This is a genomic window from Mesorhizobium sp. M2A.F.Ca.ET.042.01.1.1, from assembly GCF_003997405.1.
Classification (GTDB): Bacteria; Pseudomonadota; Alphaproteobacteria; order Rhizobiales; family Rhizobiaceae; genus Mesorhizobium.
This window is the reverse complement of record NZ_RZRX01000069.1, coordinates 14,644-25,808: the sequence shown is the minus strand read 5'-3', so window position 1 is coordinate 25,808 and position 11,165 is coordinate 14,644. Positions and strand designations below refer to the sequence as shown.

16 protein-coding genes and 1 riboswitch are annotated in these 11,165 nt (G+C 63.7%); of the genes, 3 read left to right on the top strand and 13 right to left on the bottom strand.

The annotated features are described in order from the left end of the window. Positions 1 to 592, bottom strand: a 592-nt coding sequence (locus tag EOA23_RS13075) for a hypothetical protein (RefSeq protein ID WP_127304427.1), incomplete at its 3' end; no start/stop codon positions are given. 257 nt (positions 593 to 849) lie between these two features. Beyond that, positions 850 to 1,362 (bottom strand): DinB family protein, encoded by a 513-nt coding sequence (locus EOA23_RS13070; RefSeq protein WP_127304428.1) that lies wholly within the window; start codon positions 1,360 to 1,362, stop codon positions 850 to 852. 58 nt (positions 1,363 to 1,420) lie between these two features. Here EOA23_RS13070 and EOA23_RS13065 point away from each other — a divergent pair, with 58 nt between their 5' ends. Next, positions 1,421 to 2,113: a glutathione S-transferase family protein gene (locus tag EOA23_RS13065; protein WP_127304426.1), complete on the top strand. Its 693-nt coding sequence runs from the start codon at positions 1,421 to 1,423 to the stop codon at positions 2,111 to 2,113. 126 nt (positions 2,114 to 2,239) lie between these two features. Here the strand turns inward: EOA23_RS13065 and EOA23_RS13060 are convergent, their stop codons facing one another. After that, positions 2,240 to 2,500: a hypothetical protein gene (locus EOA23_RS13060; RefSeq protein WP_127304425.1), complete on the bottom strand. Its 261-nt coding sequence runs from the start codon at positions 2,498 to 2,500 to the stop codon at positions 2,240 to 2,242. Positions 2,501 to 2,630: 130 nt separating this feature from the next. Here EOA23_RS13060 and ndk point away from each other — a divergent pair, with 130 nt between their 5' ends. Together ndk and EOA23_RS13050 are read left to right on the top strand one after the other, a co-directional pair. Further along, positions 2,631 to 3,053 (top strand): nucleoside-diphosphate kinase, encoded by a 423-nt coding sequence (gene ndk, locus EOA23_RS13055; RefSeq protein ID WP_040984737.1) that lies wholly within the window; start codon positions 2,631 to 2,633, stop codon positions 3,051 to 3,053. Positions 3,054 to 3,216: 163 nt separating this feature from the next. After that, positions 3,217 to 3,423: a hypothetical protein gene (locus EOA23_RS13050; protein WP_126061781.1), complete on the top strand. Its 207-nt coding sequence runs from the start codon at positions 3,217 to 3,219 to the stop codon at positions 3,421 to 3,423. 121 nt (positions 3,424 to 3,544) lie between these two features. Here the strand turns inward: EOA23_RS13050 and EOA23_RS13045 are convergent, their stop codons facing one another. The 10 genes from EOA23_RS13045 to EOA23_RS12990 form a co-directional block, all read right to left on the bottom strand. Then, complete coding sequence (locus EOA23_RS13045; protein ID WP_126061782.1) at positions 3,545 to 3,889, bottom strand: DUF190 domain-containing protein; 345 nt, start codon at positions 3,887 to 3,889, stop codon at positions 3,545 to 3,547. Positions 3,890 to 4,000: 111 nt separating this feature from the next. After that, on the bottom strand, positions 4,001 to 4,438 hold the full coding sequence (gene crcB / locus EOA23_RS13040) for a fluoride efflux transporter CrcB (protein WP_127304424.1): 438 nt from the start codon (positions 4,436 to 4,438) through the stop codon (positions 4,001 to 4,003). Between the two features lie 3 nt (positions 4,439 to 4,441). Further along, a complete protein-coding gene (gene crcB / locus EOA23_RS13035; protein ID WP_127304423.1) occupies positions 4,442 to 4,876 on the bottom strand; it encodes a fluoride efflux transporter CrcB in 435 nt (144 codons plus the stop codon). Between the two features lie 98 nt (positions 4,877 to 4,974). Then, positions 4,975 to 5,037, bottom strand: a riboswitch (Fluoride riboswitch). A gap of 258 nt (positions 5,038 to 5,295) precedes the next feature. Then, positions 5,296 to 5,565 carry a hypothetical protein gene (locus EOA23_RS13025; protein WP_126061785.1) on the bottom strand — a complete coding sequence of 90 codons (270 nt, stop codon included), beginning with the start codon at positions 5,563 to 5,565 and terminating at the stop codon, positions 5,296 to 5,298. Positions 5,566 to 5,685: 120 nt separating this feature from the next. Next, positions 5,686 to 6,156: a YbaY family lipoprotein gene (locus EOA23_RS13020; protein WP_127304422.1), complete on the bottom strand. Its 471-nt coding sequence runs from the start codon at positions 6,154 to 6,156 to the stop codon at positions 5,686 to 5,688. Positions 6,157 to 6,451: 295 nt separating this feature from the next. Continuing rightward, positions 6,452 to 6,931 carry a molybdenum cofactor biosynthesis protein MoaE gene (locus EOA23_RS13010; protein WP_126061787.1) on the bottom strand — a complete coding sequence of 160 codons (480 nt, stop codon included), beginning with the start codon at positions 6,929 to 6,931 and terminating at the stop codon, positions 6,452 to 6,454. A gap of 1 nt (position 6,932) precedes the next feature. After that, the gene (gene moaD, locus EOA23_RS13005) at positions 6,933 to 7,190 is read right to left on the bottom strand and encodes a molybdopterin converting factor subunit 1 (protein WP_127304421.1); all 258 of its coding nucleotides are present in this window, start codon (positions 7,188 to 7,190) and stop codon (positions 6,933 to 6,935) included. A gap of 1 nt (position 7,191) precedes the next feature. After that, positions 7,192 to 7,788, bottom strand: a complete 597-nt coding sequence (gene pgsA, locus EOA23_RS13000) for a CDP-diacylglycerol--glycerol-3-phosphate 3-phosphatidyltransferase (protein ID WP_027165584.1) — start codon at positions 7,786 to 7,788, stop codon at positions 7,192 to 7,194. A gap of 498 nt (positions 7,789 to 8,286) precedes the next feature. Continuing rightward, the gene (uvrC, locus tag EOA23_RS12995; protein WP_127304420.1) at positions 8,287 to 10,368 is read right to left on the bottom strand and encodes an excinuclease ABC subunit UvrC; all 2,082 of its coding nucleotides are present in this window, start codon (positions 10,366 to 10,368) and stop codon (positions 8,287 to 8,289) included. Beyond that, a complete protein-coding gene (locus EOA23_RS12990; RefSeq protein ID WP_127304419.1) occupies positions 10,365 to 11,129 on the bottom strand; it encodes an SDR family oxidoreductase in 765 nt (254 codons plus the stop codon). The genes uvrC and EOA23_RS12990 overlap by 4 nt, the downstream gene beginning before the upstream one ends. Positions 11,130 to 11,165: the final 36 nt, after the last annotated feature.

The following is an 11,165-nucleotide window of genomic DNA, read 5'->3' as shown; positions in this document are numbered from 1 at the left end:
TCATCAGACAGAGCGCCCTCAGATCGGCATCATAGGTCCCTTCGCTGGAGAGCACGTCGGCGCAGCGCTTCTTCATGCGGGTCAATTTCGTGCCGGACATCTCAGCCACGGCGTTCTTCGTCGCGGGCGCTTGAGGGGCTGCTACCGTGCTAGGCGTGCTCAGCGCAGAGAACCTTCCCACGCCGACGCCCGCGTCGTCACCAATCCCGAGGCCAAGGCTCGCGTTGGCGCCATTGCCGACATTTGCATTCGCATTGGCGTTGATGTCATCGCCGACGTTAGCGCCAAGACCCGCGTCGATGCCGGTTGAACCTCCGATCGACGCCGTGGCGTTTGCGTCGACCCCATTCGAGCCGCCTATCGATGCGGCCGCGCCGGCGTTCACGCCGTTCGACCCGCCAACCGAGGCGCCAAGCCCGGCATTGACACCGCTGCCACCGCCGACAGAGGCGCCGGCACCAGCGTTGACGCCTCCAGACCCGCCGATCGATGCTCCAACGCCAAGGCTTGCAGTATTCGCGGGCATGGCCAGAACGGCGATAATCGTCCCAAGGGTCAGAGTAGTGGCGGCTTTCCCAACAATATTGCGCATAACACTCTCCTCTTCAGGTAGAAATCACTCAGCATTGCTGTATGCAAGCATTGCCTGCATACTTCTTCTGAATACACGGAAAGTTACGCGTGAGATTTCGTCCGGTTTCGCCGGCCCATTCCCAAGAATGAAGTTTGGTTTGCGATTTCTGATATCTTCCGTCCAAAGTGTATTATATTTTTCTTAAAATGCCTCGCAAATTCTTCCCTCAGGCCATTTGCGCAACTTGCCGCAGGCGTTCCCGGCTAGAGAGCGCTTCAGGCGTAGGCGCGGCCTTCCTCGGAGCGCTGGAACAGCGCCAGATCGAGCGGCACCGAAGGGCGGCCGAGCACGGTCAGCACCATGTGCGCCTGGCCGCGATGATGGGTCTGGTGGTTGAAGAAATGGCTGAGCGCGGGCGCCACGCGTTGCGATACAGTTCGCATGTCGGAGAGGGTCATATAGGAGAAGCGGCCGGCGAGCGCCTTTTCGCTCATGCCGCCGACCCAGTCGATGATCCGCTTGTCCTCCGCCTCGCGCGCGCTGTGCAAGGGTGGCAGCGCCTTGTAAAGAATGGCGTCAAGGGAAGACAGTGCCTGTCCCTCGCCGGTGAAACGCTTCATCCAGATGCGATCGGCAGTCAGGATATGGTTGAGCGTTCCCATCATCGAGCCGAAGAAGGCGCCGGTGTCGCGGTTGAATTCCTCGTCGCTGAGGTGGGCCGCGGCATCGTAGAGACGCTGGTTGGCCCATTGATTATAGGCCGCAAACATCATGAAATGCTGTTTCATCATCCACCGGTTCGCCACGAATTATGGCTCTACGTAACCCGCAGCAACGGACGCGCCAATGACCATTCTTCTCTACGACCTTGTCGGCCACGATGCAGCACGACCGTTCAGCCCGCATTGCTGGAAGACCAAGATGGCACTGGCACACAAGGGGCTCGCCGTCACCAAGGTGCCGACGCGCTTCCTGGAGGTGCCGAAAGTCGAGAGCGGCGCGTCAAAGACGGTGCCGGTGATCCGCGACGGCGAGCGCGTGGTGGCCGATTCCTTCGCCATCGCGCTCTATCTCGACGAAGCCTATCCGGATCGGCCTACCCTGTTTGCCGGCGAAGGCGGCAAGGCGCTGGCGCGCTTCATCGAGCGCTGGTCTCAGTTCACCATCCATCCGTACGTCGCGACGGTGGCGCTGACCGATCTGCATGACATGCAAGACGAGCCTAACGCCGCCTATTTCCGCGAAAGCCGCGAGCAGCGCTACGGCAAGCGGCTGGAAGAGGTCGTGGCGAACCGCGATGCCGGGCTCGCGGCCTTCCGCGCCGCGCTGGAGCCGCTGCGTTCGACGCTCACCTACCAGCCCTTCATCGGCGGCGAGGAGCCGCTGTTTGCCGATTACATCGTGTTCGGCGCGCTGCAATGGGGACGCATCGCCTCGCCTTTCCAGTTGCTCGAGGACGGCGACAGCATCGCCCACTGGTTCGAGCGCTGCCTCGACCTGCATGGCGGTATCGGACGGCAGGTCGCGGCGGCGGCGTGAACGCCGGTGATCTCCCCCCTTGAGGGGGAGAGTTCGCCGAAGGCGACAGAGGGGGTCGCCTCAGCGCTGCCACGCCCTCTGTGGCGAAAAAGAGGTCGGCGCTTTACGCGCTGCGACCCCTCTGGCCTACCGGCCACCTCCCCCCTCGCCCTTACCGACCAACCTGACGCAGATCGGGTCGCCTTTCTCCATGCGGGCGCACTGCCACTCCGGACCGAAGCCGAAATTCCGCTGCCCGCGTTGTGGAAAGAACAGCAGGACGAAGACGATCCCGGCGAGAACAATGGCCATGAACAGGATGACGGCAACATCGCCGCGTCTGAAGTAAGGCCAGTTCATCGCCTCGGGCTCCGCTGCCGCAACGCCCCGGATTTCCGTGCGAAGCATGTTCGCAGCCGTTTAATTATCCCGCAAAGGACCCGCCTTGGCCAGAAGCCGCCTCCCCTTGGCAAGCCGCCGGGCGGCTTGTATAGAGCCCGCCACTCCAATTTCCATTCCCAAGAACAAGGACGACCCTATGGCGATCGAACGCACCTTCTCCATGATTAAGCCGGACGCGACCAGGCGCAACCTGACGGGCGCCATCACCAAGATGCTGGAAGACGCCGGCCTGCGCGTCGTCGCATCGCGCCGCGTGTGGATGAGCCGCCGCGAGGCCGAAGGTTTCTACGCCGTCCACAAGGATCGCCCGTTCTTCGGCGAGCTGGTGGAATTCATGTCGTCGGCGCCGACCATCGTGCAGGTGCTGGAAGGCGAGAACGCCATCGCCCGAAATCGCGAAGTGATGGGCGCAACCAACCCGGCAAACGCCGCTGAAGGCACGATCCGCAAGGTGCATGCGCTGTCGATCGGCGAGAACTCGGTGCACGGCTCCGACGCGCCGGAGACCGCCGCACAGGAGATCAAGTACTGGTTCTCGGACACCGAGATCGTCGGCTGAGTCAGCTGAAACCTTCCGGGATACAGAAGGAGGCCCGTCGGCCGCCTTTTTAACATGGGTGAATGCGCGACCGACGCAGCGCCCTATGGTGCCGGTCTGGCGATAGAAGGCTCACCGCCCCCGCGAGCTTCTGTCATGCTTCCGTCCAACAATGGAGGATGCGATGATCGGCCCCCATGTTTCCAAGAGCGGCATAGCCTATCCGGACGATCTCGTCCTGCTGAAGCGCATCTATGACCAGGTCTGCGTGGAGCGAGGCATTGCCCGCGGCAGCTCCGAGGCTTCTGACTTGGCGATCGAAGCCATGAAGCTGTTTTCCGCCGGTATCTTCGACGAAGGAACGATCGGAAGACGTCTGCGCGGCGGCTAATCGAGGGGTCCTAAAGCGCGTCGCGATCCTTCGGATTCGCTCTATGCGCTTTAGGTTTTGATTTTTGCGCATGTCTTTATCCCGAAACCGGTTCCCATTTTCGGGAGGCATGCTTTGGGGATCAGTCTCCGTCGCCGTAGCGGATGACCTCGACCTTCTCCCTGGTGATCAGGCAGCTCTTCTCATTCGTCAGCGCCTTGATCGCTGGGATCAGCGCATCGATCTTCTCCGGCGCGTCGACGATCTCGACGACGATGGGCAGATCCTGCGACAGGCGCAGGATCTTGGCGGTGTGGAGCACGCTGGAGCGACCGAAGCCCAGCGGCCCGCGCAGCACGGTGGCGCCGGCCATGCCGGTTTCGCGCGCCTTGATGACGATCGCCTCGTGCAGCGGCTTGCCGTCGGCCGCCCTGTCGTCCTCGCCGAAGAAGATCCTGAGCAGCGCGCATTGCGCGGGAAGTTCCATGTTTTCCTCCCTAGAGCGTTTCACCGTTTCACAGAAACGGCGAACCGCTCTATCTCTTTGTTTTGACGCAATTCCGGACGGAAAACCGCTCACACTTTTCCTGGAATTGCTCTAGCTACCTGTTGCCTGACTGCCTTTCGGCAAGCGGTTGAGCCTGGATGCCATAAGATAACCCAGCCACGCCGCCACGAGCGACAGCCCGACCACACTGATGAGATAGGTCGCGGCCAGCGGCAAGTCGCCCTCGAACAGCAGGATGAAGGTGTCGAGGCTCATCGCCGAAAACGTTGTGAGGCCGCCGCAAAAGCCGGCCATGACGAAATTGCGGCTGACCGGTCCGACCATCATGCGCCCATCCGGTCCGGTCAGCGTCGCAAAGGCCATGATGACCCAGGAGCCGACGATGTTGACGAAAGCGGTCGACCATAGAGCGTTCAGGCCGAGCAGCGAGACGACGACGTAGCCCGACAGGAAGCGGGTCAGGGAGCCGATCGCCGCGCCGCAGCCGACCGCCAGATAAAGCCGCATTGCCGCCTGTCTGTCCGTCATCGCTCAGCCCGCTGTCCCGGTAGCTGAACCAGCCACCCAGGTGGCTGAACCAGCCACCCAGACGATCGCCCAGAAGCCGAAGGCGACGAACAGCACGCACAGAACCGACGAGGCGACGACGTTGAAGGCCGCGAGCCGGCCCTCCCCGTCGAGCGCGAGGTTGAGCGTCTGCAGGCAGAAGGACGACACGGTGGTGTAGCCGCCGAACAGGCCGACGACGATGAGGTCGCGCACGAGATCGCTGGCGAAGACGCCGCCCACCGCCCGCGCGGCACCGGCAAAGGCGCCGATGGCAAGGGCGCCGGAGACGTTGACCGCCAGCGTGCCCCAGGGAAAGGTCTCGCCGACGCCGCGACCAATCACGCCGGAGAGAAAGAAGCGGGATACGCCGCCGAGGAAACCGCCGATCAGGACCAGGGCGCAGGCCGCAAGGGTCATCGTCTCAATGCCTTTCCAATGCGATTCCCGCACGGGAATCACTTCACGAAATCAGGCATGATGCGAGCGGGAAAAACAAATCCTGCCGCGCAAGAGCACGCCTGGCAGGAGTCATCAGCCCATAAGGGCGGTTTCGGGGGAACCCCATCCCCATTTTCGGGCGAGCCTAGGCGGTTGAGGCGGTGGGGTCAATTGGGGCCGCTAGCTGAAAGACGGTTACGCCGCGTTCCTTCGCGCCCCCCTCTGGCCTGCCGCCCATCTCCCCCACTTGGGAGGAGATTGGCAGCCGTGGCGCCGAACTCAATCCTGCAACGCTGGAGATTGGCGAAAGCCGGCGCGACATTCGATCTCCCCCCTCGTGGGGGAGATGTCCGGCAGGACAGAGGAGGGCGCTGTCCCGCCAGCGTCTGAGGGTAACGTTACTTTGCTTGGCGCTCCTTCACATTGGCGTGGGCGTTCGCCGCCTCTGTGTCGGTGGCCGGCGTCTTCGTCTCCTCGCCGGTGAACGGGCTGCCCTGCCCAGGCGCAAGGTCGCCGCTATGGCCGGCCTTGTTGGTCTGGAAGGGCTGGCTGTCGGGGCTGAGGCCATGCTGCGTGGCGTTGAACAGATGGTCGTCCGCGCGGGCAAAACCTGCGAAGGCGATCAGCGATACGCTTGTGGCTGCGAGAATGAGCATGTGCTTTTTCATATCTGGTCTCCATTGAGTGCCAGATCGATCCCGCGCATTCGGTCTGGCGGTTTGAGTGAAGGGACGTTTGTCCCTTTGCCTGCCCGCCATCTGCATAGGTCAACGCTTGGCGGCGCCGGTTTATTCCGGTGAACACGGTTTCCGAGCTGAAAAGTCGCGGCCGTCCATTCGGCGACGTCTGCGCGGCATCTTCACCAACACCGCCTGGGGCGTGCCGGCCAGCGGATCGAGCTGATGGTTCGTGTCGGTGATGAACATCAGCCGCTCGCCGACCGTGATGCGCGCCTGCAGCGCATAGGTCCGGCCCTTCTGGATCGCATTGGCGTCGAAACCGATTTCGAACTTGATCGGCACCTGTCCGGTGGGCGCTATCCTGCGCTTGGCGATCACGGTTGCCGGCGCATCGGCCAGCGAGACGTCGGCAAGCTCGACCACCAGCACGGCATCTGGCGGCAAAGCGATGCGCTCGCGATAGGTCACCTCGCCCGCGATGGTCTTCTCGGCGGCCGTGGTCACCTGCGGCGCGGCGAGCACGCCGACGACCAGCGGCACCAGCCCGAAGATGAAGAACTCCGCGATGCGGTCCAGCATGAGATTGCCCCGCCAAGCAAATCAAACCGATTTGCATGGTCAGGAGGGATTGCGGTGGTTCGATGGCCGCTACCGGTAGCCTCAGTTTGAAATTCGATCCCGGTATTGATTTAGACTGAGTTCATTTGCCCCGCCCGCATAGTCGGGATCGGCGGCCTGCACTGGGTCGTCTTCCCACCCGCATTCTTGGCAGATTTCATAGTTGCCCGGCTTGCTTACGGCGAGCGAACCACAACACTGACACGGGAATAGAGGGCGAGTCATTGTGACACGACACCAAGTTCCCCGGCCATGGTTATTCACGCGACTTCGACCAGCGGTCCGCCGCTTGGTCGTCGGCTTCCTTGGCCTCGACCCAGCCGCCCTCGGAGCCGTCGGCAAGATGCTCCTTCTTCCAGAAAGGCGCGCGCGACTTCAGATAGTCCATCAGGAAATTCGCCGCCTCGAAGGCGGCCTGCCGGTGCGACGAGGCCGCGACCACCAGCACGATGTTCTCGCCCGGCATTACCTTGCCGTGGCGATGGATGACGGTAAGCCCCTGCAGCGGCCAGCGTTCGACGGCCTCCGCCGCGATGCGGCCGATCTCCGCCTCCGCCATGCCGGGATAGTGCTCGAGCTCGAGCGCCGACAGTGCGCCCTGCTCGTCGCGGCAAAGGCCGGAGAAGGTGACCACGGCGCCGATATCGGTCCGGCCCTTGGTCAGGCCGGCGATCTCGGCGGCGACGTCGAAATCCTCGCGCTGGATGCGGATGGCGGGCACGACGGCGCCGGCCATGTCAGCCTCCGGTCATCGGCGGAAACAGCGCGATCTCGCGCGCACCGGCGATCTTCTCGCGGTTGCCGACATGTTCCTGGTTGATGGCGACGCGGATGACGTCGGGGTATTGCAGCGCGTTCTCATATTCCTCGCCGCGCGACTTCAGCCAGCGCAGCAGGTCGCCCACCGTCTCGATGCCGGGCGGCAAGTCGACGTCCTCTTCCGGCTTGCCGATCCGCTCGCGTACCCAGGCGAAATAGATGAGCTTGGTGGACATCTCACTCATCCATGATGTGCTTGAGGCCGGCGCGGAAATAGTCGTAGCCGGTGTAGAGCGTGACGAGCGCCGCGACCCACAACAGCACCAGGCCGATCTGTGTGGTCAGCGGAAAGATCTTGTCGCCGGCCGGGCCGACCAGCAGGAAGGCGATGGCGACCATCTGGATGGTGGTCTTCCACTTGGCGAGCTGCGTCACCGGCACCGACACCTTCAGGGCCGCCAGATATTCGCGCAGGCCCGAAACCAGGATCTCGCGGCACAGGATGATGATCGCCGCCCACAGCGACCAGCCGGCGATGCCGGCGTGGCGGTCTGTGTCGGCCGCAAGCAGGAGCAGGCAGGTGGCGACCAGCAATTTGTCGGCAATCGGATCGAGCATCTTGCCAATGTTGGAAGTCTGCTGCCAGGCGCGCGCGAAATAGCCGTCAAAGTAATCGGTGATCGAGGCGAGCAGGAAAATGACCAGCGCCGACCAGCGGGCGAAGTCGGACGACTTCAGATGCCCCTCCAGAAAAAAGCAGAGCACGACCAGCGGCACCGCGACGATGCGGGCGTAGGTGAGGATGTTCGGCAAGTTGAACGCGCGTTGTGCCATATCGTCTCGGGAAATCTCCGCCGCCAGAGGTACTCAAATCAGAAGCCAATGTAGGGGGTCAACAGCCGAGATTCGATTGGACAGGGAAAAATGGCGTGAGGGGCGGTTGTGAGGTACTTCTCTCGGCTCCCGGATTTTTTCCTCAGAGGTCGAGGATTGGCGGCTTCGATGTCGGCCTCTTCTCGCAACGTTGGAGATTGGCGAAGCCCAGGCAGCTTCGTCATCCACGGGCGGAGCGGGAGCGAAGCGGACGCGCAGACCCGAGGATCCATTCCGTGACCTCGCGCGAAGTGTGGAGGCGGTGCAGAACAGAGGCCGTTCTGGATCGCCGCAAAGCTCGTAAGTCACGGAATGGATCCTCGGGTCTGCGCCGCGTCGCTTCGCTCCTTGCTCCGCCCGTGGATGACGATGGGACGGGCGTCTGAGCCAACCGCCAAGGTAAAGCATCCCTCGACATGCTGACACCTTCGCCAAACTTTCGTGCCCGGCCCAACCGCCTCAGCTCTCATGAAAATGATTATAGACCAGCTTCGCCACATGCTCGGAAATGCCGTCGACCTTGACCAGGTCCTCGACCGCGGCGCGGCTGACCGCCTTGGCGGTGCCGAAAGCGAGCAGCAGGGCGCGCTTGCGGCCGGGGCCGATGCCGGCGATCTCGTCGAGCGGGCTTTTCACCATCTCCTTCTTGCGCCGCGCGCGATGCGAGCCGATGGCGAAGCGGTGCACCTCGTCGCGCAGGCGCTGGACGAAATAGAGCACCGGATCGCGCACCGGCAACATGAAGCTTTCCCTGCCCTTGACGAAGAAGCGCTCGCGGCCTGCATCGCGGTCCGGCCCCTTGGCGATGCCGATGGCGACAACCCGATCCTCGACGCCAAGATCGGCAAGGATCTGGCGCACCGCCGTCATCTGGCCCTGGCCGCCGTCGATCAGGATGACGTCGGGCCAGGCCGGGAAGCCGCCATTGGCGGCCACCAGATCCTCCTCGCCCGCATCGTCCGCGGTTGCGCCAGGCTGCTCGTCGCCATGCTCCTTGAGCAGCCGCGAGAAACGCCGCTGCATCACCTCGCGCATCATGCCGAAATCGTCGCCCGGCGTGATCTCGGTCGAGCGGATGTTGAATTTCCGGTACTGGTTCTTCACGAACCCTTCCGGCCCGGCGACGACCATGGCGCCGACCGCATTGGTGCCCATGATGTGCGAGTTGTCGTAGACCTCGATGCGCACCGGCGGCTTTGCCAGGCCGAAGGTCTCGGCGAATCCCTGCAGCAGCCGCGCCTGGGTCGAGGTCTCGGCCAGCCTGCGGCCGAGAGCCTCGCGGGCGTTCTGCAGCGCGTGATCGGTCAGGTCCTTCTTCTCGCCGCGCTGCGGCACGGAGATCGTTATCTTGCGGCCGGCATGGGTGGACAGCGCTTCGGCGAGCAGTTCCTGCTCCTGCGCGACCTGCGACAGAAGCAGCGTGCGCGCCGGCAGCTTGTCGTCATAGAACTGCGCCAGGAACGAGCCCAGCACCTCGGCCGGCTCCAGCGCCGGATCGGCCTTGGGGAAATAGGCGCGGTTGCCCCAGTTCTGGCCGGTGCGGAAGAAGAACACCTGGATGCAGGTCTGGCCGCCCTCCTGATGGATGGCGAAGACGTCGGCCTCCTCCACCGTCTGCGGGTTGATGCCCTGATGCGCCTGCACATGGGAGAGCGCGGCAAGCCGGTCGCGGTAGATGGCGGCGCGCTCGAAATCGAGCTCCGCCGAAGCCTGCTGCATGGCGGCCGAGATTTCGGTCTTCACCTTCTGGCTGCGGCCAGAGAGGAAATCCTTGGCCTCCGCAACCAGCTCGGCATAGCCTTCATGCGAGATCTCACCGGTGCAGGGACCGGCGCAGCGCTTGATCTGGTAGAGCAGGCAAGGCCGCGTGCGGTTCTCGTAGAAGGAGTTGGTGCAACTTCGAAGCAGGAAGGCGCGCTGCAGCGAATTGATGGTGCGGCCAACCGCGCCGGCCGAGGCGAAAGGACCGAAATAGTCGCCCTTGCGAGAGCGCGCGCCCCGATGCTTGTAGATGCCGGGCGAGACATGATCGCCGGTGAGCAGGATATAGGGAAACGACTTGTCGTCCCGCATCAGCACGTTGAAACGGGGGCGGAGCCGCTTGATGAGGTTGGCCTCGAGCAGCAGCGCCTCGATCTCGGTGCGGGTGACGACGAATTCCATCGTCGCCGTCTCGCGCACCATGCGGCCGATGCGGGCGGTGTGGAATCTCCCCTGCGCATAGTTGGTGACGCGCTTCTTCAGGCTGCGCGCCTTGCCGACATAGAGCACGTCGCCGGCGGCGTTCATCATGCGGTAGACGCCGGGCTGGTTGGGCAGCCGCTTGACGAATGTCTGGATCACCTCGGCGCCGACCATGCCGTCGGCGTCGCCGGCATGCGGCGTCCAGTCGATGGCCGTGAAGGCGACATCGGGGCCGGTCGGCAAAGCCTCGGGTTCGACGATCTCCTCCGCCGCCACGTCCTCGACGTCGAGATCGACATCGGGGGGCAGGTCGTCGGCGGCGCCGTTGCGTCTGTGTTTTTGGGCTGCGGGACTCATTCCACCATGCCTGTCACATCGGGCGTCTGCCACGCAAGATGCTGGCCGCCATCGAGCGCGATCATCTGGCCGGTCACCGAGCGCGCCTGACAGAGATAGCGGATCGTGGCGCCGAATTCAGGCAATTGCGGGCCGCGCTTCAGGATCAGGCCCTCGACCTGCTTGCCGAAATCGTCGTCGTCCTGGCGCTTGTTCTTCAGTGTCGGGCCGGGACCTATGGCGTTGACGCGAATGCGCGGCCCGAGCGCCTGCGCCAGCATCTCAGTCTGCGTCCACAGCGCCGATTTCGACAGCGCATAGGAGAAATAGCGCGGCGTCGGCCGCCAGACGCGCTGGTCGATCATGTTGACGATCAGCCCCTCCTCACCTTGCGGCAGCGCGCGGGCGAAATTCTGCGCCAAAAGCGCGGGCGCCTTCACGTGGACGGCGAAATGGCGGTCCCAGGCCTGCCAGTCGAAATCATCGACGCTGTCGTCGACGAACAGGGACGCGTTGTTGACCAGCAGCGTCACAGGCCCGAGCGCGGCTTGCGCGCGACCGATGAGACCACCCACCGCATCCATGTCGGTGAGGTCGGCGGCGACGACGGCGGCGCGGCCGCCCTCGCCCGTGATCTTCCCCGCCAGTGCCTCCGCCTCGGCGCCTGAACGGTTGGCATGGATGGCGACGGCGAAGCCATTGGCGGCCAGATCCTCGACGATCGCCTTGCCGATCCGTCTTGCTCCACCCGTCACCAGCGCGACGGCCGTGGCTTGTTTCATGGTGTCAATCCTCAATCGGCTTCACGATTCCGGGAA